Below are 21,554 nucleotides of genomic sequence, written 5' to 3'. Positions count from 1 at the left end.
TCATTCTCCTGTGTGAGAGATCACTCTCATGGCTCGTTTCATATGTTTATAATTTGTTTCTTAATGGTCATATGGAACTCGCCGTGATAATCATTCACCTGTGTGAGAGATCACTCTCATGGCTTGTTTCATCCGTTAAAAAAAGCGAAACCTCACTAACCGGTGCAAACTTTTATCATTCTCCTATGTGTCCAATTATTTACTTTGGTCATGCCAGGCTCATATAATCAATCAACTTATCCACATTATGTGCTAAATTAAATTGCATATTAAAATACGCGCTCCCCTTAAGCACCTGCTGACTCACATCCATACCAGCCATAATAGCCAACAAACATTCCTCCATCCTTACAAGATCCCCCTGAAAACAAAATCCCATATGCTCTCTACTAAAAACATGATCAGGATCCACATTCAGGCTCAATATCAAGGTACTAAAGAACCAGCTTTGAATAAAAGTATTAGGCATTCCTTCGTTCAAGCTCGTATTCACATACACACGAGCCCTGGCAAACCATTGATTCGCTTCTTGATAGCTTACGGATCCCAGCACACTTAAGTTATGAGGTGTATCCTCAGTTAAGAAGCTATCACAGGCCGATCCGAGCATCACAAAATTCCAATCACGATATATTTCAAATTTCTTTGCCAACTCCACAAACAAATGTGCTTGTTTTACCAGTGTATTATTACCTACCCATAAAATTACTTTTTCCTTGCTTTCATTTACCTCCTTCAATAAAGAAAAAGAATTTGGTATAATGATTCCCTTCCTATTAAAATCTGATTCATAGGCTTGCAGTTGAAATTGATTTTGACAAACCACCTTATCTACTCTTTTCTTAGCCCACTCTATCAACCTATCCAACAAAAAAAAGTCTGCTTTACGTATCCATTTTTTCAAGAAATTGGTATAGCTGTACTGCTTAAAATACATACTATACTTATTACGTTGTGCATCAGAATCACCTGCTAAGGCAAAAATCATATTTTTCCCTTTTTTCCTTGTATACCAATAAGTAGATGCTGTAAGAGCAAAATCTGTTCGCTGATAATAATAGAAAGAATTTGTTTTTTTCAATACCTTTAATACATCCCAAAACTCACATATACGTATACTCCTTTTCCTATAGTAATGATATTGAATTTTACGATTAAAAAATGAAGACTGCCTAATTTCTTTCTCATGTCCCAGTCCGGCACAAACTACTTCCACCGTCCATCCCCTATCTAAAAAAGCCTGCGTAAGGTAATGCACCTGTATTTCAGCTCCTCCAGTACTAAAAGTCACAAAGTTAGGAATCACAAAACAAATACGATTATTATCAAGACACATAGACCACTACTTTTAAAAAAAACAATTAAGCGTTATTGTATTTATTGTAGTAATCATACTTATATTTTTTCCCTTCAAGTTTACTACCATTTAGTACCAGTCCTATATTCTGAATTCCCTTTTGTCTGGTCTCCTGTAAAACAGAAACCAATACTTTCTCGCTAGTATATTTTTCTCTGACCACGAATATATTCACATCAGCATATTTCATCAACATAAAACCATCACTAAGTACTCCAATGGGGGGAGTATCAATAATGATATAGTCATAATTAGCCTTTAACACCTGGAACAAGTTAGCTGTCAATTCATTACCAATTAACTCCAAGGGATTAGGAGGAATCACCCCTGGTGCAATAAAATCAAGGTGAGGAATTTCGGTACCAATAATAATTTCATCGATTTCTTTATTTTTTAGATAATAAGAGGTAAGACCGCCTTTTTTATCATGAATAAAATCACTGAACTGTCCTGATTTTCGCAAGTCATAACCAACGATAACAGTTCTTTTACCCAAATTAGCGAGGGAAATACCGAGGTTATTGGCCACAAAACTCTTACCCTCACCGGCGATACACGAAGAAACCAAAATTGTTTTATGAGCTGCACCTTCCTTAAAAAAGGATAAGTTAGTTCGTATGGTTCGAAATGTTTCTGTAACAACAGATGTGGGATCATTATGCACAACCAGCTTACTACCTTTGACCTCACTCTTTAAAATAGACCCTAAAAATGGCAAATCCGAAAATTTATCCGTAAAAGCCTGTTCATTTTTTATTCTATCATCAATAACATCCATCAACACCAATACCATTGCGGGTAATACGAGTCCCAGAAAAAAGGCCAGGGCAAAATGAATTTTAGGATTGGGAAAAACCTTTTGGAGCATGCGTGCCGGCTCAACAATTAAATGTTCTGGCAAGTTTCCGGCCTTCGCTATTTGAGCCTCTGCCCGTTTTTGAAGCAAAAAGGTATATATGGCATCATTAATATTAAACTTACGCTGCATACCCACTAACTTTCGTTCAGTTTTAGGCAATGCTTTTACCTGCACTTCCAATTGATTAATCTGATCCTGGAATTTCGCCACCTCCCTTTTCAAAGACTCTTTGGAAAAAATAATATTATCCACAATACTATTTCGCAGGTTTTCAATTTTTATTTCCAGATTCTTAAAAAAAGGTCCCTTTTGTTGTTTCCTGGCTATCAAGTCATTTCTCTGATTTGACAATATCAGCAGGTCCCTGATAAATTCATTTAAAGTCACATTGGTCACTCCCATGGAAGATGGCACAACAATATTACTATAATCATCATCCTGCTGAAAATAGTCATCCAAATATTCATAATAATTATAAGCTCTTTCTGTTGTACTTTTTTGAATCTCCAATTGCTGCAATCGTTCCATCACACGCGTTGCTTTGGTAGTAATATCCATCACTTGATTAGAAGCTCTGAATTCTTCCAGGTTATTTTCGGCGAAACTCAAAGAATCAGAAATTTCCTCCAGCTGACTATTAATAAAAGCGATGGTGTTATAGGCCAAGTGATTTTTTCGTTCCAGATTTTTATTCAAATATATTTCGGTCAGGGTATGAATAAAATCAACCCCTTTAGCTGGCGAAGCGGATTTCAGAGCCAGCTGAACAACACTCACTTCAGGATTTACCGGATTCACTTTTAACTCATTTTGATAGCTACGCACCAGGTTTTCCACATCAAACAACTTAAAAGCATATACTTTGCCAGTAATGTGCTTTAAGTTCACATGTTCATTTAAATAAATTCTAAATTTATAATCCTCTCCTTCAATTACTTCCGATTGAAAAAACTCTTCTTTTACATCAATACTTTTTTCGGTCTCATATCCCACCCCAGAAGAATAATTTATAACACGGTAATTGTCTTTATTCGCAGACAAAATAAATTGACCGTCCTCTTTAAAAACCACCTCGAACTGGGTATCTATAATTTGTTGATGTGAGGAATCCACCATAACCACAAAGGGCGATTCCTTATAAATCTCTTTTTGCAAGAGATGATCATTTACGTAATAAGCCGTTTTTAAATTTAATTGCTTTATCGTTTGACGTATGATAGGAGATGATTTTAAAATTAACATCTCATTTTGATAGTTCTTTTTTTGATCAAACAAATTAAAGCTCTGGATAAACTCCATGGCCTTTTGACCTTCGAGTCCCACGTCCTCTTTGATATAAATACTGGAGGACACTAAATACTTAGGCGGCAACACCTTAATAGAAACAAAGGCTAACACAAAGCAAAACACCAATGAAACAGCAAACCAATACCAATTTCTCAGTAAATGCTTCAACACCTTATTCATATCAACATATGAATTATTATCAGTATTATTTTTTATACTCATTGTTTCACATAGTTAGCAACCAAAATAACGGTTGTAATTGAACTTAACACTACAGCCCAAGGGAAAGCAGCAAAACCCCAATGTCTTCTTTTTAGTGGTTCCACATAGATAACATCATCAGGTTGAACATATAAATCAGCTTCTCCTAACAAAGCTATGTCCGTTAAATTAAGTTTTTTTCGAATTACTTGATGGTTTGAATCTCTAACAATCACCACTTCCTTTCGGTTACCATATTCGGATATATCACCTGCGAGTCCCAAAGCTTGAAATATACTCAAATACTCGGCGGCATAAAAGTACCGTCCGGGTCGGTTAACACTGCCCAATACCGTAATACTTTTATTTACAAAGGTAATTTTAACAGAAGGGGTATTCAGATAATCACCCAGCTCTTTACGAATTTTTTCAGATGCTTCATCTACTGTTAAGCCTTCAACTTTCGTTTGCCCCACGATGGGTAACTTCACAGCTCCATCTTTATTCACCGTATAAGATACCATGGCCAAATCAAGTTCAGAACGTCCTCCTCCGTAACGATTGGGATCATTGTTCATAAAATTGATATTACCATCATCAAAACTCGAAACCTGAATATAGATTTGATCGAATACTTTTATCGTATTCTCTGATTTTACATTATCAAATGTTTTTTCAGCATTACTTATATCAATATCCTGCAAATAAATGACATCTTTCTGCGGAACACATCCGAAAAAAAATACGGTGATAAAAGAAAACAAAAGAAATTTTCGCATAAGTTAGTTTTTCATAAAAATGATTCCCTAAAATATTCAATCCATCTCAATATCTACCTGTTTTTTTTACAAAAAACCTATTTTTTATTACCAAAGGAAGAAAACGACTTCATAAGATAAATATATATCAAAAAAAGGGTATCTAAATAAATAGTTACCCTTTATAATTAATGCGGTATTATAGTACGATATTATGCCGTCTTAATTCTATAGCTAACATCAACTTTTCCTTTGGCGATGGCAGTCAATTTACTTTTTAACAATCTTTTTTTAAGAGAAGAAAGGTGGTCAACAAATAGTACTCCTTCCACATGGTCATATTCATGTTGAACTACTCTAGCTGCAAACCCGTCTAATTCTTCTTCCACCAATTCAAAGTTTTCGTTTTCGTATTCAATCTTAATTGAAGTAGGGCGTTTTACTTCTTCGCGTATACCTGGCAAGCTGAGGCACCCCTCAGATTCATTGCATTGATCATCTCCCGATTCTAAAATAATAGGATTGATCAAAACACGCTTAAACCCCTCCAACTCAGGAAAATCTTCTGCCATAGGAGTCGCATCAATGACGATTAATCGTATGCTTTTTCCTATCTGAGGTGCCGCCAAACCTATTCCATCTGTATGATACATGGTATCCCACATGTTATCAATCAGTTTCTCCAAACCTTCATAGTCTTCATCAATCTCATCAGCCACCTTTCTCAATACTGGGTGCCCGTAAACAGTTACTGGTAATATCATAAATTCAAATTTCCTTTTTGTTCCAAATACGATTGCAAAATAATAGTAGCACTTACCTTGTCCACCAAATTTTTATTTTGTCTTGCTTTTTTTTTCAGTCCTCCATCAATCATAGCCTGAAAAGCAATTTTTGAGGTATAACGTTCGTCCACCCACTCAACAGGTATATGGGGGAATTTGTTCTTTAAACGATTAAAAAAAGGTTTTATATACCGCATTGATTCGGAATCTTCACCCGAAGCCTGTCTGGGATATCCCAATACGATTTGCTCCACATCTTCTTTCTCAAAATATTTTTCCAAATATTCGATTAAAGTATGTGACGGAACGGTATCTAAACCATTGGCAATAATCTGAAATGGATCTGTTACCGCAAGTCCTGTTTTCTTTTTTCCGTAGTCAATAGCTATTATCCTACCCACATTGATTGCTTTAGAAAGCAAAAGTAGTTGTTTTTGGCAATACAACAAATTATCCAAATATCAATTATTTACGAAAGCACTGAATATCCTTTTTTTGTTGCACAATAAAGGAATTTCCTGGGAAGAAATAGATAGGCACCTTATCAATAACTTACGCAAAGATCTGATTAGAATTTATCAATAAAGCTTGGTTTAGATCAGGTATAATACTTCATACAAGACAACAAATCGGACACCTCCACCATGGCAATTCCAGAGGAGGTATCTGACATGGCATAAGGAAGGACTAGCTTATTATGATGGATCAAACCACCACAAGAATACATCACATTAGGCACATAACCTTCACGTTCGCTCTCTGTTGGTTTTAGCAGAGGTTCTTCCAGTCGTGCGATCACTTTGGTAGGATCATCCAAGTCGAGCAGTATGGCTCCAATAGAATATTGTCTAACTGGCCCCACTCCATGTGTAATCACCAGCCAGCCTTCTGACGTTTCCAAAGGGGAGCCACAATTTCCAACTTGAATAAACTCCCAAGGTTCAGCAGGTTCCTGTATAAGGCTATACTCATGCCAAAAATGCAAATGATCAGAAAACATAATATAATTATTCTCCCCATCCTGACGAGAAAGCATGGCATATTTCCCATTTATTTTACGTGGAAAAAGAGCCATACCTTTATTCTGAACGCCGCGTCCATTTAAGGTAATCATATTAAACTGTCGAAAATCCTTTGTTTCAATCAATTGAGAAAGAATAGAGTAGCGATCATAAGCTGTATAGGTTGCATAATAGGTCGATTCGCCATTGTCATCAAAAAATTTAACAAAGCGGGCATCTTCTATACCTCCACTTTCATTTTCCGACACAGGGAAGATCACCCTTTCCGACACCTTACTATTCTTACTAAAGCACAAGGTGTAATTGGAGTTAGCCAACCAATATAACATATTTATAGAATGGTCATTCACCTCAAAACCCGGATCCATAGAAATTACACCAATACTTACTTTAAGCTCCTGATAAGTAAATGAGTTAGGTATTAGTTCCAGAACCTTTTGGCTTGTGGCATCCCAAGCCTTCAATTCTTTCAATTTTAAAGCAAACAATCCTGCATCATAAACAGGATCATGCAAAATACTATGCGTTTCCACGAATTCACTAACCGGGTCAAACAATACGGAATCATTTTCGATGGTTCCGGTTCTGAAAACGATAGATGATATATGCCCCTCTCCAGTGGCTCTAAAACTAGTAATAAATCTGAGGTGCCCCTTAGGCATACCTTTCTGATTAGGATGCGGAATCATGGAAGGATTGAAAAGGGCGGCTGACTCGATGGAATATTCCATTGTAAAATAGGCCCCAATAATCTTCTTTTGGGTGATACTCAACTTAGAAACATCGGCCATATAATCAGCTACACGATCAAAATTCTCATAGAACTGGGCATCAATATTTTTATGCCGGTCAGAAAACTGAGCATGTATCTGTGACAAAAGTTCCGAAGCTCTGACCTCGTCAAGAGCCATCACTCTTTTTATAATATTATCGATACGCTGCACCTCTCCGGGAATGTGAGGTCGAGTAATCACACGTGAATCGTCTCTCACAATTCTGATTTTTTTTCTCTTGACAATTTCGTCAATCTTTTTATTTTGTTTCATGATTGTTAATAATGTACGGATTGCTCCGTTACAAATACAAAAAATTTATTTTATTGCAATATTTTATGATATACATCTATATAACCTTCCACCATCTTTGCTTGACTAAATTTTGCTTTAGCCCACTGATGGCAGTAGGCTCGATCTATTGATTTCACTGCATTCAGTGAATCCACTGCCTCCTGTATATCATTGACCAAAAAACCAGTTTTTCCCGATTGAATAAGTTCTGGCATAGACCCTCTATTAAACGCAACTACCGGTGTTCCACACATCATTGATTCAGCTACACTTAAACCAAAAGGCTCATCAAAATGAATGGGGTGTAACAAAGCATAAGCTTCTCCTATTAGGGTATCTCGACTATCTGGTCCTGAATTGCCCACATACACAACATCTTGATCGTTTATATAAGGTTTTATTTTCTCATCGAAATAAGCCTGATCTTGAATTAGGCCTGACAAAATAAGTTTTCGCTTGGCCATTTTCGAGATCATAATCGCTTCATAAGTACCTTTATCCGGATGGATTCTACCAAAATACAATAGGTAATCTTTGGGTTTTGCACGATATGTGAAATCATCCACATGAATTCCGTTATAGACAGTCGCTATATAATCTAATGCTGCACTCCTATCAGCATAACTAATGGACACATAGTGGCATATATCGTTATATTTCTTATAAACGGGAATAATTTTGGGTGAAGAAAAGCCATGAATAGTGGTTAGCATTGGCGTATCAATCAGTCTGGCATACGTTAAGGGTAAGAAATCAAAATGATTATGAATCAGATCATATTCATGCGCATGTTCCATCAGATGGCTAATATGCAGGCACTCCCACACTTTCGCATCGAGGCTTGGGTCCTCGGCATAGGCCGTTTCCGAAACATATTCCAATTTTCCCTTAGTGGATGAATTACCGGTTGCAAACAATGTAACGTCGATTCCATTTTTCACCAATCCTTCCGCAATATTAGAGGCCACTTGCTCCCAAGGACCATAATGTAACGGAGGTGTTCGCCAAGCGATAGGTGCTAAAATAGCTACTTTCATATGTTTATAATTTGTTTCTTAATGGTCATATGGAACTCGCCGTGATAATCATTCACCTGTGTGAGAGATTACTCTCATGCTCATTTCATATGATTACAATTAAATTTTCAAAGGCCATATGGAACTCGCCCAGATTAATCATCCCCCCTGTGTGCGAAACAATTCCCATGGCTCCTTTCATTTTAAATTTAAATGGCTTTTCTAGGATGATTTAAACAATGATCTACCAACTCATCTATAACTGCCGTGCCTACACACATGACTTTATCGGCACCGCCCCAGTATAATTTTAATGTACCATCGTCTTCTGGCACTGCCGCACAAGTAAAGACGACATTATGCACATAACCTGTAATCTCATACATCTCTTCTGGCTGTAGGATCCATTGATCACCGACGGCAATGATACGAGAAGGGTCGTCTAGTTCATGAAGCGCAACACCCAGACGATACACACATCCGTCCATGGTAGGAAATACACCATGATATATATTCAGCCACCCCCGCTCTGTTTTGATAGGGGGTGCCCCCGGACCTATCTTCATTTCATCCCAATGATACTGAACCGGTTTCATAATTAATTTAGATTCTCCCCAAAACCTTAAATCGGGCGAATAAGAGATCCAAACAGACCAAGGTGATATTTCGGAGTGAGGGCGATCCAACCGAGCATACAGACCATTAAACTTTTGCGGAAAGATAACCACGTTTCGGTAGTCAGCTTCTGTAATCATAGAAAAACGCTGGACCGTTTCAAAATCTGTTGTCTTAGCTAATCCAACCCTTACTCCATGACGCGAGTACGCGCTATAAGTAATCAAATATTCACCCTCCATAAATATCACACGCGGATCTTCCACCCCATACTCTTCGTATGCCTTAAAAGGTTCCTGATCAGAAGGAACCATAAAAGGCTTGGCTCTCGCCTTAAAGTGAAAACCATCTTCACTTTCGGCGAGACCTATTATACTGCGCCCATTGAATAAATGAGAACGGAATATCATCATATATTTCCCTTGATATTTAACTACACCGGCATTATGTACCGTGGCTACTGGATAGGGGATATCCTCCTTTTGGAGGATTGGATTTTTAGCGTAGCGTTTAATCAACATGACTTTCTTTATTATATTTTGAATTTAGTTCATCTTGCATTCCTATCTCGATTCTACGAATGAGATTCTCATTGACTGCTTCGTTATAAGCATCTTCCACAATCAATCTAGATATTTGGTAAGCCAGGGTACTTTCGGCACCCTGATTTAGGTTAACACCATCCTCCTCCAGTCCATCACAACAACCATGCGTGCTTCTATCATATAAACATATTCCTAAATCGTTCTCACCCAAGAACCACAAAAATGATTGAAAAGTAGCTTGCAGATATTTTCTTTCTTGTGTAACATCGAATGCCTGACGAAACATTAACACCATGGCCATGGTATCAATAGGCTGTTGGTCGAATTGGGAACGCTCCCCTCCTTTTTTATACCACTTATCTGACCCGATAGTAGAAAGATGTCCATCAATAAAGGTATTTTCTGAAAGAAAATCCATAGACTTAAACGCCACCTCACGCAGGCGACGATCATTGACTATCCGAATAGCATGTAGGAGAGCCAAAGGCAAAATACCATTATCATAGGTCAATTGATCTTCGAACCAATGCCATTCTTGAGTACAGTGGCTATCAAAGGCATCGGCCAATTCAAATGACAAATCCTTTAATATTTGAATCATTCCTTCATCATAGGAATGACTTTTTAAGTATGCAGCGATACCTATCACCACAAGCGCCACACCCCGTACCGATTTGAGACCTTTAAAATGGGGAACCGCTTTCATAAAAAGCGTTTTACCCATTTGATAGGTGGCATCATCCGGCGCATTACCAAGAAGATACCCCAAGGCCCAAATGGTTCTTCCAAAAGCATCTTCCGATGTTTTTTCAGGTAAAAAATGCCGGTCATAGGCCAAGAAATTATGGAAGCTACCGTCCTCATTTTGCATATAATGAATATAGCTCAAATAAATAGATATCAACGACTGTGCATCCTTATCCTGGAATTGTTGATAAGCCATTAGACACATGAGTAAAGCCCTGGCATTATCATCCAAACAATATCCCTCATTAAAATTTGGAATATCAAATTTAGCATGCTGTAAAATACCCGTATGATCACTAAGTCGCTTGACATGCTCCATTGAAAATGGTGGAAGCTTATCAGGATCAAACACTCCCCTACGGGATTTCTTTTTGGGTGCATTTTCAATAATGGCTCGCAGCAAATGATTGTATTTTGAACCTATTTTAGGCCACGTGATTTCTTTTCCATAATTAAAGGCATTATTTCGAATACGACTCATGATATCTGGATTATCCAACAACTCCATCAAAATATCACGCAACTGATCTGCTCTTTTAAAATCAAACAACCTACCTCTATCATGATCTAATAATTCCTCAGCATGCCAGTAAGGTGTGGAGACAACAGCCAGACCTGCCCCAACAGCAAAAGAAAGTGTTCCACTGGTAATCTGTGCCTTACTCAAGTAAGGAGTAATATAGATATCTGAGGCATATAGGTATTTAAACAATTCTTCCTGACTCACAAAACGATCCACCATGATCACATGCTTCTCTAGGTCAAGATGCTTAATTAATTCCATCAAAGCTATTCGATATTCATCACCAGAACTTCTTAAAACATTGGGGTGCGTTTTGCCTAACACCACATACACCACTTCTGGATGTCTTTTTACAAGTGCCGGTAAAGCCTTGATGGCCGTTTCAATACCTTTATTCCTACTTAACAAACCAAAAGTAAGCAATACCTTTTTCTGCTTAAATCCCAGTTCGGCTTTCACGTCAGTCCTATTAAAACGATGGTCGGGTACACCATGCTCAATCAACTCAATTTTCTCCTTGGGAATATCATATATATGAAGCAAAAACGAAACCGCTTTATGGCTCATAACAATAATTTTATCTGCCACTTCCCCCATTTTATACATTATATGACGTTGCATAAAGGTAGGCGACTGAAGTACGGTATGCAACGTAACCGTAATAGGAACAACCAGCTTGTCCAAAAGAGAAAGAAGATATACACCACTTTGGCCTCCGAAAATTCCAAATTCATGTTGCACCATACAAACATCGGCTCCGCTATTGTTAATGTATTCAGCGGCGCTAAGATAGTCAGACTTACATTCTTGTCGAATGGTCATCCTTACTTCAGGTGGAAAAGAATAGCGCTGCTTTTCGTCGTTCATTGCGATAATAAAACTCTTTTTAGCTCCATTTACTCTATCCAATGTTCCAACCATCGAGTGGTACAAGTCTTGTGTAAAAGTACCAATTCCGCACTGACGCGGAGGATAAGTTCCTATGTATGCAATTTTCATAATATATAAGTTTTATTTTAGATAAATTTGTCTTTAACTATGCATGACTTACATGCTTCAAGATCAAACGCCCTAAAAATGTGAAAGACACCTTCAAAAGGAAGTATTCAGGTTAAAATGTACCATCGTAACCCACTCGTTATTGGGAATCACCAACCTACATCAATGAGTAATTCCAATTCCCAGTTTCAATATTGTACAGTGATGGCTGACATCCATATCGAATAACCATTTTTTTTGCAATGAAGTATTCAGATACTGAACTCTGCCATATAATTTAATTCAACGCAGCCAAACTAGAGAGACCACAATCTTTTTCTAAGTTACAGAATTTTAACCAATTATCCTTTACAATCACTCCTTTCTTTACCTTTCGTTAGCTAAATAACATTAAACACCAAATATTTTAAGTTTATAAATCATAGTAAATACTATGAAAATAAGTGCAGCATAACATTTTCACAAATGATCCTCCACACTAAATATTAAGTTTTAATACAAATTGGCTATTACACCGGTAGTTATGTTTTGAAGTAATAGTCCAATTTCTATTTGCTTCATAACACGATATCACATGCAGTAGTACAGACTTTTAAACCTTGAGCCCACACGTGTGGGCTCAAGGTTTAAAGCATTATTAATAGTGACACGAATATACAAATAATTTGAGAAAAGGACAAGACTATAAAAATTTCTCAGTAGTACAGTGAGGGCAAAGAAGGATCAGTTCATAATGCAGATTCTAGCTTGAGCATGCACTTAACAGTCCTATTTTTATTTAACCCGAAAAATGCATTAGAATTCGACACGTGAACGAAAAGTGCAATCAATAACTTGTTGAAATAAGATAGCACAGCTATAGTGAATCTAAACCAGTTCTCTGTCGACTTAATTGAACGTGCCTTTTATTCGTAAGAGATTTTTTAATGCATTTTCCGGGTTCATAGCTTCTCGCCAATGCCGGCCCCGGGGCTATTGTTCTGGCCAACCCTGCAGTCGATATATTGATAATTAAGCATTTAAACGAGAATTACTCATTAGTTGAAAATTATCGAATATGCTTATGGAAAATTATCACCCTCTATATTTTAATTGAAGATACTCCATAGATTGAAAAGTCCCCAAGCTCACACTCTAAACCTTATACCTTAACCCCTTCAACTCGCTACCTTAACAACTCACCAACTTAATATCCCTTCTGGTAAAAATAGAGCCGCTGGTAGCTCCAATGGTAGTTCTTCTTTCACAATTTATTTTATCCGTCTCTATTTAGTGGCTGCAAGAAAACGACTGTTTTTTCTGTCTTTGATAAGAAAGTTTCAAAGACAAGGCTTTTGATATTTTTGAAACCAAGGAGTTTACTGATTAAATGACTGTTTCAAAAATGAGAATAACGCAGTGTTTAGAGCTTTCTTGCAAAGACTATTTAACAGCTAAATAAATACTTATTTTTCAACAGACCCAACTTTTGTACGTGATCCCAATAGCACCTTCCTTCAAATAAAATAAACATAACCAATGAAGCTCAAGAGTAAATAGATACGAGTCTTCAGAGGTGACCAGTAGTAGAGGTCAGAGACATTCGTTGTTAAATAAATCATGGTTCATTACAAGAGATATAGAAATGAGTAATACATCCCTACGCCGATAAATACGATGGATACGACTCTTCGAAACCAACGCTCAAAATTTTTCATACCATCATACATCTTACCAACGGAACCAACACTAAAAGCGAGTATCCATGCAAAAACAATCACAGGAATACCAGTGGCAAAAGCATATACAATAGGCAAATAAAGTCCGCTAACACTACTAACAGTCATTGGGATCAACATTCCAAAAAACAAGACACCGCTATAGGGACAAAAAGCCAGTGCGAAAACGATTCCCAGCAGCAAGACACCCCAGAATCCCTTATTAGCCTTATTCTCCATTTTATCACTTAAACCAGAAACGCCGGGTATACTTATCTTGATGATACCCAACATAAACAAGCCGATTATAATGAGCAAGGGGCCAAGCATCTTTTCTCCCCATTCCTGTAAAAAGCCGGTTAAACGAAATTGACCTGCTCCCAAAAAGAATAATATACCCAATAAAGTATAACTAATACCTCGTCCCAGGGTATAAACAAGTCCGTTAAAAAAAACAGTTCTTTTACGCTCTATATCCTTACCTATAAAACCGATGGCTGTAATATTTGTAGCCATCGGACATGGACTAATGGCGGTCATTAATCCCAGGATAAAAGCAGACACAAAAGGAATTTGAGAATTCTCCAAAATGTTACTTAATACTTCTTCCATTAGAAAAAATTAGTTTAACATGGCTTCAACCGTTAATACCAATTTATCTTGTAACTTATCTGGATTAGTACGAGCATTCATAAATGCAACATTGGTAAGGTTCACTACCTGGTCTCCTTTTACTACAATCAAAGTTTGTCCTTCCACCTTATATTTAGCAAGCAAAGGATTCTCTTTATCCTCTTCGCGATTGATAGATGTAAAAGACACTTTGCCATCATATTTTTCATTAAGTGTTTCTGCAGTAACCTTTTCCACAGCCATACAAGTAGCACAACGGCGTGTTGCATGGAAATAATAAGCTTGCACCTCACTTGATTGAACATTGGTTTCGGAAGAGCAACACGCTGTTGAGTCGACATTAGTCTCGGCACAGCACGATGTTGAAGCCTCTGTTTTCACTTTTTGATCACAGCATGAAGCAGTTTCTTGAACCGTCTTTTGGTTCGCGGTACTAGATGTACAACTTTGAATACCCAGGCTTAAAAGCGCCATTGATAATAGCTTAATAAGTTGTTTTGTTGTTACTTTCATTTTCATTAATAATTACTAGTTATACAAATCTATTTAAAGGATCTATCTTTGAAGCGCCACATCATCCCAACGTTATAGTCTATCATATACTCCCGTTATAAAATGATGTAGAACGATAAAGTTATTGTAAAAGTTTTTTTAACTGATCCAATTTAGGCACGCTACCCTTTAATACGACCTTACCATCCACCACCAAAGCAGGTGTTGTCATAACGCCAAACTCCATGATTTTAACAATGTCTTCCACTTTTGTTACACTGGCCTCAATACCCAATTGTTCAACAGCTTCTCTTGTTACCTTTTCCAGGCTTTTACACTTGGCACATCCGGTGCCCAATACTTGAATTTCCATTTCTATTCATTTTAATTAATATACAATTTCGTTATTCGCAAAACAACGAACATTAGATTTAAATTTTTTTAGATTCTTAAGAACTCCTTAAATAAAAGCTGGGCTTCCGCCCAATTTTTCTTATTAATACAATATTTAATTCGGGGGGTTTCTATTTCTCCCTGTATTAGTCCTGCCTCCTTCAGCTCTTTTAAATGCTGCGACAGGGTAGATTTGGCAATACTTAACTCTTCCGTTAAGTCACCGCTATAACAACAAGCTTGTTGCGAAAGCAGGTTCAAAACATAAATTCGAACCGGATGCCCAAGAGCTTTGGCATACCTGGCTATACGTTGTTGCTTTACGGACTCTACTTCTAATTTAAAACTCATACTCAATAACAGTTCGTATTTTCACGAACAAAAATAACTACATTTTTTGAATAAATACAAGGAAAAGCATATTTAATAGCTTTTCCTTGAAAATAACGTTCTAATTTCAATGGTAGGAATAGATTTTATTCTTCATCGAAGTACCTTCTACAGACAAAGGAGCAATATCTAACTCCTTTTGTTTCCTTAATGTTCTGTCTGATATAATTATTTGAAAGGGATCCTGCTGCTTCATTTTCTCTTTCAGTTCTTCGATGCTCAAACTTTTCACCTTACCATTACTATAAAACTGGCTTGAATAACTCTTTGTTCCCAAATAATATAGGGGTTCACTGCTATCCCAATAATCCTCAATAAGATATTTATCTGTATTGCTATATTTTTCAAAATTATTATTTACCAAACCAAGCATTAAAGTCAGCGCAGCTAAACACGGCAATACCAAACTAATAATAACGCCTGCTTTTTTATTCTTCAGCTCATCCCAATAATAAAAAACAATGAGCGCAATAGGAGGCATGACAGGTAACACATAGGTATGTATCAAACTTTTAGAAATGGTAAAAAACATTGGTGTCCACAACAGCCATCCCAATAGAAATACCAACCACTTATTTTTTACAACATTTTTTCTATCCTTCCATAGTTTCACAAAAATCATTTGCACCCATGGCAAAGCCATTCCCAACAAAAATAGCCAAACGATCCCGAGGGGCTGTGTCTTCGGAAAACCATATTTATCGCCCTTCCACGAAGAATCAAAAAAACGTTTAAAGTGCTCCCCTACGATAAAATAATCAATAAACCCCTCACTATTCTTCTCTGCCAGAACATACCAAGGAATAGCTGTCAATGCCAATATTGGCAAACCAATGAGCCATGGAATACGCGTTAGCAAATTTTTGAACTGCCCGAACAATAATACCCAAACAAAAAGAGGAGGTGCAGTAAGGATAATAACGATAGGTCCTTTTGCCAGCAAACCAAGTCCCACCCCCACAAAGAGCAGATACCCCCATATATTTTTACGGGTACTATTGATTTGTTTCCAAAAAGCAACCATTACCAATGTGATAGACATCAACAAGCTGGTATCTGTTGAAACCACACCTGCATGCAACAAAAATTGAGGTAGAGTAAACATAACAAAGGCGATCACAAAAAAGCTTTTTCGCTTATCCTTGACCAGTTTACAAAGCAGGAAAACCACCAGTACACTCAACAAAAATGCAGGAAAACGCACTGCAAACTCATTCACACCAAAAATATTCATACTCAAAGCAGATAGCCAGGTATTCAAGGGTGGTTTTGCCCAAAACGGAACACCATAATCAATTTGGGGGGTGATCCAGTTATTGGTTTCGTACATCAATCTGGCAATTTCAGCATAACGAGCCTCTGTTTTATCCATCAATGGCAAAACAGCATTTAACAACAATCGCAAGAGAAGGATTCCAACAACACTATTTCTAAAGAACTTTTCGCTATCAAACACTTTTTTTAATTCTGACATTATATAATTTATTTATACGATATAAATCGAGCCACATTTTCAAGAAGTACGTCATTTTTACTTTAGAATCGTCTTTATCCACCCATGCTTTCAATGGAATTTCTCGCGCAATCTTACTCATTTGATCCGCATTATATAACCTTTTTATCCTAAAAAAAAGTTCCACATCAAAAAGCCATTTAGATATAAACTGCTCTTTAAAAATAACTTGTGCCAATTCTCTTTTAAAGACTTTACATCCACATTGTGTATCGTACACCTCAACTCCCAAAATAATAGAAATTATTGTAGCCACTATTCGACCAATGAGATGACGATATAGTTTTCGATCAATTTTATTATCAATTTTTTGAATACGCGAGGCAAAAGCAAATACTATATTTTTTTTATATGCTTACTTACTTTAACACAAGCTTTAAGCGAAGTAGCCAAATCCGAATCTAAAAACGCAATTTTATCAAAATCCAGATTATGCTTATAGCAATATAAAACACCACTCCTTACAGCTGCGGCCTTCCCTCCATTACTTTCCAGCACATTAATAAAGATACGCTGGGGGCAACTTTCTTTTATTTCTTTTAATAGCTGCAGCGTGTTATCCTTAGATCCGTCGTCGGAAAACACAATTTTACAACGGGTATTTTTTTTCATAAAAGAAATAAACTCATCTTTTGGAAGACGCTCAAACTCATTATAACATGGTACTACTATTGCTAAATTATCATCCATGAACTTCATCTACATTTTTCATTTACAAAACCATCAACTTCATAACATATACATAATGAGCACTGCACCGTTGCTTCACAAGTAAAAAAACACATGATTCCCAACCAGCTAAAAGAGTCAAAAGTAACAAATGATTTTATAATAATTTTAAATTTTATAGTATACCATTAAATTTGTATTGCCTTTACGATCTCATCACAAATGGCTAACTTACCATTTACTAATGTTGTGCTGGTGATGATCCCCTTTAAGCACAATTTTTCGTCAGGCAATCTATAAATATTTTGATAGAACATAGTCCGCACGCCTTTTTGTTCACATCTCAATTTGACAACAAAACGATCATTACTTTGTAAGGGAAATTTATACTGCAAATCAGCTCTGGCTACAACAGCTTTTATCCCACGGTCATTTAAATCCTTAAAATTCAGTCCCACTGTTTGCAAAAATTCGTGTCGTGCATGTTCTAAATAATTTTGATACACGGCATTATTAACAATCCCTTGGAGATCGCACTCATAATCTCTAACTTTAAATTCCAATTGAAACACACAATTCTCCATAAGTTGCTTTTAAGCTAAAACAGCAATTTTTTCTTTAATTAAGCCCACGAAGGTGTCAATATCTTCCTCCTGCGTATCAAATGAAGTCATCCATCTCACTTCTGACTTGTCAGGATCCCACATATAAAAGAAAAATTCTTGTTGCAGGGCTTCAATAATCTCTTCGGGAACAATGGCAAACACACCATTACTTTCTACCTTCTGAGTGATTCTTATTTCGGGTATTTCACCAAGCTTAGCGGCTAGTTTGCGGGCCATTTCATTGGCATGACTAGCGTTTTTATACCATAATTCATTGCTAAGCAGTGCTTCAAACTGAGCGGCCGTATATCTCATCTTAGAATGCAGCTGCGCTGACTGCTTACGAATATATTTTACCGCTTGTGTATTTTGATGAAAAAACAACACAGCTTCACCAAACATCAATCCATTTTTAGTTCCGCCAAATGAAAGCACATCAACACCAGCATCCACTGTCATTTCTTTAAAAGAACATCCCAAGGAAGCGGCTGCATTAGCAATTCTCGCGCCATCCATATGTAAGTACATGTTATTTTGGTGCACATATGCTGCAATGGTTTCAATTTCGCGGATAGAATATAATGTACCTAATTCTGTAGCCTGTGTAATACTAACCAACCTAGGTTGAGAGTGATGCTCAAAGTCAATACCATGCATATACGCTTTTATCCCCTCCACTGTCAATTTACCGTCATCTGTCTTAACTGGCAAAAGTTTACATCCGGCGTGTTTTTCCGGCGCACCACACTCATCCACATTAATATGGGCTGTTTCTGGACATATTACTGCATGATAAGGTTTCGCTAGAGCCTGAATAGCCATCACATTGGCTCCGGTACCATTATAAGCAAAAAAAACATCTGTCTCTGTTCCGAATATTTCTTTAAATTTAAGGATGGTTCTCTGAGTAATATCATCATCACCATAGCCCACTGCATGACCCACATTTACATTTTGCAAAGCACGCATCACATCAGGATGCACTCCCGAATTATTATCGCTGGCAAAGCCTCTTAATCTTGACATAAAAAAAAATTTAATGCCCGAATTTGCAAATAATTATTGAAACCCAATACTATTTTGCATAAAAAAAGCCGGCACCCATACGTACCGACCTTTTCAGTCAATATTAGAACAAGCAAATAAATTAACTTTTTCCTTCAATCCATTTTATAATTTCCTGATCATCAGGAGAAGTACGGGGAGACAACACTTTTACCAACTTACCTTTTTCATCAATCAGATACTTCTGAAAATTCCATTTCACACCACTATCCTCCACTCCATTACGTTTCTTCTGCGTTAACCACTGATAAATGGGCGCCATATCTTCACCTTTCACAGATACCTTAGCCATCATGGGAAAAGTCACACCATATTTTTTCGTACAGAAGGATCTAATTTCCTCCGCAGATCCCGGCTCTTGTTTCATAAAATTATTAGCAGGAAAACCAATGATCACAAAATCATCACCTCCATATTTTTTATAAATGGCTTCCAGCTGCTCATACTGACCCGTCAATCCACATTTTGATGCAGTATTTACCACCAATACTTTTTTTCCCTTTAGCTGAGACAAAGAAAAATCTTCTCCTTCCAGTGTTTTTACTTTAAAATCATAAAAAGAAGTCTGGGCATTCATCCCAAGTGATATAATAGACATTGCAAGGCAAAATAAAATTGTTTTATAATTACAGTTCATGACATTCTTATTAAATAGTTATAAACAATTAACCTCTATCCCCTTACTTTTGTTTATATTTTTATTTACAGTCCATATTCCTTGCCATATTTTTCCACCACATAATCAACATCCTTATCACCCCTTCCTGATAGATTTACCAATATGGTTTTCTCTTTACCTAATTTAGGTGCCAATTTAACGGCGTACGCCACTGCATGAGCACTTTCCAATGCAGGTATGATACCTTCAGTTCTCGACAACTCAAAAAATGCCTCTATAGCCTCATGATCTGTAATACTTTCGTAGGTAACACGCTTGATGTCTTTCAAATAACTATGCTGCGGACCGACACCGGGATAATCCAATCCACTGGCTACTGTATTCACAGCGGCAGGCTCTCCATTCTCATCTTGCAATAGGTAACACTTAAAACCATGAATCATACCTGGCTTACCCAAGGTTAAGGTAGCGGCATGATCGCCAGTCTTAAAGCTAGTACCGGCTGGCTCTACCCCATAAATATTTACATCCAGGTCTTCGAGAAAAGGAGAAAAAAGACCGATGGAATTTGAGCCACCGCCTACACAAGCGATCAAATTATCGGGCAATTTACCTTCCATTTCCAACATCTGTTCCTTCGCTTCTCTTCCTACTATCGACTGAAAATCACGAACCATCATAGGAAAAGGATGGGGTCCTACCACCGATCCAATGGCATACAACTGATTAACGGGATCTTTTAGGTAGGCTTCAAAAGCAGCATCCACTGCTTCTTTTAATGTCTTTAAGCCGTGTGTTGCAGGTATCACACGCGCACCCAATATGCCCATTCGGACCACATTGGGATGTTCTTTTGCAATATCTACCTCCCCCATATAAATATCACAATCCAAACCAACAAGGGCTGCTGCAGTGGCTAAAGCAACTCCATGCTGACCAGCACCTGTTTCAGCAATAATTTTTTTCTTGCCCATTTTTTTGGCTAAAAGGGCTTCGCCAAGACAGTGATTGATTTTATGTGCTCCGGTATGATTGAGGTCTTCTCTTTTAAGAAAGATTTGTGCCCCTCCTAATTTGTTGGATAGGTTTTTAGCGTGAAATAACGGAGATGGGCGGCCGGTATAATGTTTTTGTAAATATTGTAATTCCTCGATAAAAACAGGGTCGTCTTTAATCTGTTCGTAAGCTTCTGCAATCTCCTGCATAAGTGGCTCTAGCATAGGGGGAACAAAACGACCTCCATACTCACCAAAGTAGCCATTTACATCAGGCATTACTGAGGCTTGCAGCAATGATCTGTCAATATTTTTCATAAAAGTATAAATGAATTATTTAAAATTTAATGCGATAAACACAATATTAATCGAATAATTTGACAACACAAAGAATGACTCAAAACATTAAAAATATTTTTTCTATGTAATTATTGAATCCATCGTCCACCCAATATATTGAATGGTTGATGATGTAACTCGAAATGCTTTGAAATGATTTATCGTTTCTGATAATATGCTCGTAAAACCGCGATCGCCTTGCAAAATCGGCATGTATTTTACGGACGTTTTAGGTAACCGTACATTTATATTGTATGATCATTAAACACGTCGCCATCATCCGGTTTACCAATTATAATTATGCCGTGTACATGATTTGGCATTACCCTAAAATTCCGTGCGACACACAATCCTAACCCACTA

20 protein-coding genes are annotated in these 21,554 nt (G+C 37.1%); all 20 read right to left on the bottom strand.

The annotated features are described in order from the left end of the window. Positions 1-208: 208 nt before the first annotated feature. The 20 genes from CYTFE_RS0104530 to trpB all read right to left on the bottom strand — a co-directional run bounded on the left by CYTFE_RS0104530 (position 209) and on the right by trpB (position 21,170). Positions 209-1,336 (bottom strand): glycosyltransferase family 4 protein, encoded by a 1,128-nt coding sequence (locus tag CYTFE_RS0104530; RefSeq protein ID WP_027470848.1) that lies wholly within the window; start codon positions 1,334-1,336, stop codon positions 209-211. Positions 1,337-1,361: 25 nt separating this feature from the next. Next, complete coding sequence (locus CYTFE_RS0104525) at positions 1,362-3,725, bottom strand: GumC family protein (protein ID WP_027470847.1); 2,364 nt, start codon at positions 3,723-3,725, stop codon at positions 1,362-1,364. Beyond that, a complete protein-coding gene (locus tag CYTFE_RS0104520; RefSeq protein ID WP_027470846.1) occupies positions 3,722-4,483 on the bottom strand; it encodes a polysaccharide biosynthesis/export family protein in 762 nt (253 codons plus the stop codon). Before CYTFE_RS0104520 ends, CYTFE_RS0104525 begins: the two co-directional genes overlap by 4 nt. Positions 4,484-4,674: 191 nt before the next feature. Beyond that, on the bottom strand, positions 4,675-5,226 hold the full coding sequence (def, locus tag CYTFE_RS0104515) for a peptide deformylase (protein WP_027470845.1): 552 nt from the start codon (positions 5,224-5,226) through the stop codon (positions 4,675-4,677). Beyond that, positions 5,223-5,648: a Holliday junction resolvase RuvX gene (gene ruvX / locus CYTFE_RS0104510; protein ID WP_027470844.1), complete on the bottom strand. Its 426-nt coding sequence runs from the start codon at positions 5,646-5,648 to the stop codon at positions 5,223-5,225. Before ruvX ends, def begins: the two co-directional genes overlap by 4 nt. A gap of 197 nt (positions 5,649-5,845) precedes the next feature. Continuing rightward, positions 5,846-7,315 carry a glycoside hydrolase family 130 protein gene (locus CYTFE_RS0104505; protein WP_027470843.1) on the bottom strand — a complete coding sequence of 490 codons (1,470 nt, stop codon included), beginning with the start codon at positions 7,313-7,315 and terminating at the stop codon, positions 5,846-5,848. A 50-nt stretch (positions 7,316-7,365) separates the two neighbouring features. After that, positions 7,366-8,373, bottom strand: a complete 1,008-nt coding sequence (locus CYTFE_RS0104500) for a glycosyltransferase family 4 protein (protein WP_027470842.1) — start codon at positions 8,371-8,373, stop codon at positions 7,366-7,368. Between the two features lie 188 nt (positions 8,374-8,561). Next, entirely contained in the window at positions 8,562-9,488 is a 927-nt protein-coding gene (locus CYTFE_RS0104490; RefSeq protein WP_027470841.1) for a glycoside hydrolase family 130 protein, read from the bottom strand. Then, complete coding sequence (locus tag CYTFE_RS24970; protein WP_044262573.1) at positions 9,478-11,781, bottom strand: glycosyltransferase family 4 protein; 2,304 nt, start codon at positions 11,779-11,781, stop codon at positions 9,478-9,480. The genes CYTFE_RS0104490 and CYTFE_RS24970 overlap by 11 nt, the downstream gene beginning before the upstream one ends. A 1,607-nt stretch (positions 11,782-13,388) precedes the next feature. After that, entirely contained in the window at positions 13,389-14,090 is a 702-nt protein-coding gene (locus tag CYTFE_RS0104480) for an aromatic aminobenezylarsenical efflux permease ArsG family transporter (RefSeq protein ID WP_027470840.1), read from the bottom strand. 9 nt (positions 14,091-14,099) lie between these two features. Continuing rightward, a complete protein-coding gene (locus CYTFE_RS24965; protein WP_152541766.1) occupies positions 14,100-14,624 on the bottom strand; it encodes a nitrophenyl compound nitroreductase subunit ArsF family protein in 525 nt (174 codons plus the stop codon). Between the two features lie 121 nt (positions 14,625-14,745). Beyond that, positions 14,746-14,976, bottom strand: a complete 231-nt coding sequence (locus tag CYTFE_RS0104470) for a thioredoxin family protein (protein WP_027470838.1) — start codon at positions 14,974-14,976, stop codon at positions 14,746-14,748. Between the two features lie 68 nt (positions 14,977-15,044). After that, positions 15,045-15,347, bottom strand: a complete 303-nt coding sequence (locus tag CYTFE_RS0104465; protein WP_027470837.1) for an ArsR/SmtB family transcription factor — start codon at positions 15,345-15,347, stop codon at positions 15,045-15,047. A gap of 106 nt (positions 15,348-15,453) precedes the next feature. Further along, positions 15,454-16,860: an ArnT family glycosyltransferase gene (locus tag CYTFE_RS24960; protein WP_052342988.1), complete on the bottom strand. Its 1,407-nt coding sequence runs from the start codon at positions 16,858-16,860 to the stop codon at positions 15,454-15,456. Next, positions 16,835-17,155, bottom strand: coding sequence for a glycosyltransferase family protein (locus tag CYTFE_RS30650; protein WP_052342987.1), 321 nt, complete (start codon positions 17,153-17,155; stop codon positions 16,835-16,837). Before CYTFE_RS30650 ends, CYTFE_RS24960 begins: the two co-directional genes overlap by 26 nt. A gap of 80 nt (positions 17,156-17,235) precedes the next feature. Beyond that, positions 17,236-17,589 (bottom strand): glycosyltransferase, encoded by a 354-nt coding sequence (locus CYTFE_RS30645; RefSeq protein ID WP_052522218.1) that lies wholly within the window; start codon positions 17,587-17,589, stop codon positions 17,236-17,238. Between the two features lie 167 nt (positions 17,590-17,756). Beyond that, positions 17,757-18,152 (bottom strand): acyl-CoA thioesterase, encoded by a 396-nt coding sequence (locus CYTFE_RS0104450; RefSeq protein ID WP_027470836.1) that lies wholly within the window; start codon positions 18,150-18,152, stop codon positions 17,757-17,759. Between the two features lie 9 nt (positions 18,153-18,161). Continuing rightward, positions 18,162-19,199: a threonine aldolase family protein gene (locus CYTFE_RS0104445; protein WP_027470835.1), complete on the bottom strand. Its 1,038-nt coding sequence runs from the start codon at positions 19,197-19,199 to the stop codon at positions 18,162-18,164. A gap of 121 nt (positions 19,200-19,320) precedes the next feature. Next, the gene (locus tag CYTFE_RS0104440) at positions 19,321-19,836 is read right to left on the bottom strand and encodes a glutathione peroxidase (RefSeq protein ID WP_027470834.1); all 516 of its coding nucleotides are present in this window, start codon (positions 19,834-19,836) and stop codon (positions 19,321-19,323) included. A gap of 104 nt (positions 19,837-19,940) precedes the next feature. Further along, positions 19,941-21,170: a tryptophan synthase subunit beta gene (gene trpB / locus CYTFE_RS0104435; RefSeq protein WP_027470833.1), complete on the bottom strand. Its 1,230-nt coding sequence runs from the start codon at positions 21,168-21,170 to the stop codon at positions 19,941-19,943. Between the last annotated feature and the right edge of the window lie 384 nt (positions 21,171-21,554).

Source organism: Saccharicrinis fermentans DSM 9555 = JCM 21142 (assembly GCF_000517085.1).
GTDB classification, from domain to species: Bacteria; Bacteroidota; Bacteroidia; order Bacteroidales; family Marinilabiliaceae; genus Saccharicrinis; species Saccharicrinis fermentans.
This window is presented reverse-complemented; position numbering and strand designations above follow the sequence as displayed.

What these genes read in the sequence shown, in the direction of transcription:
- CYTFE_RS0104490 (WP_027470841.1), bottom strand. Translation starts at nt 9,488, where the DNA reads ATGTTGATTAAACGCTACGCTAAAAATCCAATCCTCCAAAAGGAGGAT.
- CYTFE_RS24965 (WP_152541766.1), bottom strand. Translation starts at nt 14,624, where the DNA reads ATGAAAGTAACAACAAAACAACTTATTAAGCTATTATCAATGGCGCTT.
- CYTFE_RS0104505 (WP_027470843.1), bottom strand. Translation starts at nt 7,315, where the DNA reads ATGAAACAAAATAAAAAGATTGACGAAATTGTCAAGAGAAAAAAAATC.
- CYTFE_RS24960 (WP_052342988.1), bottom strand. Translation starts at nt 16,860, where the DNA reads ATGTCAGAATTAAAAAAAGTGTTTGATAGCGAAAAGTTCTTTAGAAAT.
- CYTFE_RS0104465 (WP_027470837.1), bottom strand. Translation starts at nt 15,347, where the DNA reads ATGAGTTTTAAATTAGAAGTAGAGTCCGTAAAGCAACAACGTATAGCC.
- CYTFE_RS0104480 (WP_027470840.1), bottom strand. Translation starts at nt 14,090, where the DNA reads ATGGAAGAAGTATTAAGTAACATTTTGGAGAATTCTCAAATTCCTTTT.
- CYTFE_RS0104520 (WP_027470846.1), bottom strand. Translation starts at nt 4,483, where the DNA reads ATGCGAAAATTTCTTTTGTTTTCTTTTATCACCGTATTTTTTTTCGGA.
- CYTFE_RS0104530 (WP_027470848.1), bottom strand. Translation starts at nt 1,336, where the DNA reads ATGTGTCTTGATAATAATCGTATTTGTTTTGTGATTCCTAACTTTGTG.
- CYTFE_RS24970 (WP_044262573.1), bottom strand. Translation starts at nt 11,781, where the DNA reads ATGAAAATTGCATACATAGGAACTTATCCTCCGCGTCAGTGCGGAATT.
- def (WP_027470845.1), bottom strand. Translation starts at nt 5,226, where the DNA reads ATGATATTACCAGTAACTGTTTACGGGCACCCAGTATTGAGAAAGGTG.
- CYTFE_RS0104525 (WP_027470847.1), bottom strand. Translation starts at nt 3,725, where the DNA reads ATGAGTATAAAAAATAATACTGATAATAATTCATATGTTGATATGAAT.
- CYTFE_RS0104445 (WP_027470835.1), bottom strand. Translation starts at nt 19,199, where the DNA reads ATGTCAAGATTAAGAGGCTTTGCCAGCGATAATAATTCGGGAGTGCAT.
- CYTFE_RS0104440 (WP_027470834.1), bottom strand. Translation starts at nt 19,836, where the DNA reads ATGTCTATTATATCACTTGGGATGAATGCCCAGACTTCTTTTTATGAT.
- CYTFE_RS0104470 (WP_027470838.1), bottom strand. Translation starts at nt 14,976, where the DNA reads ATGGAAATTCAAGTATTGGGCACCGGATGTGCCAAGTGTAAAAGCCTG.
- CYTFE_RS0104450 (WP_027470836.1), bottom strand. Translation starts at nt 18,152, where the DNA reads ATGGAGAATTGTGTGTTTCAATTGGAATTTAAAGTTAGAGATTATGAG.
- trpB (WP_027470833.1), bottom strand. Translation starts at nt 21,170, where the DNA reads ATGAAAAATATTGACAGATCATTGCTGCAAGCCTCAGTAATGCCTGAT.
- CYTFE_RS0104500 (WP_027470842.1), bottom strand. Translation starts at nt 8,373, where the DNA reads ATGAAAGTAGCTATTTTAGCACCTATCGCTTGGCGAACACCTCCGTTA.
- CYTFE_RS30645 (WP_052522218.1), bottom strand. Translation starts at nt 17,589, where the DNA reads ATGGATGATAATTTAGCAATAGTAGTACCATGTTATAATGAGTTTGAG.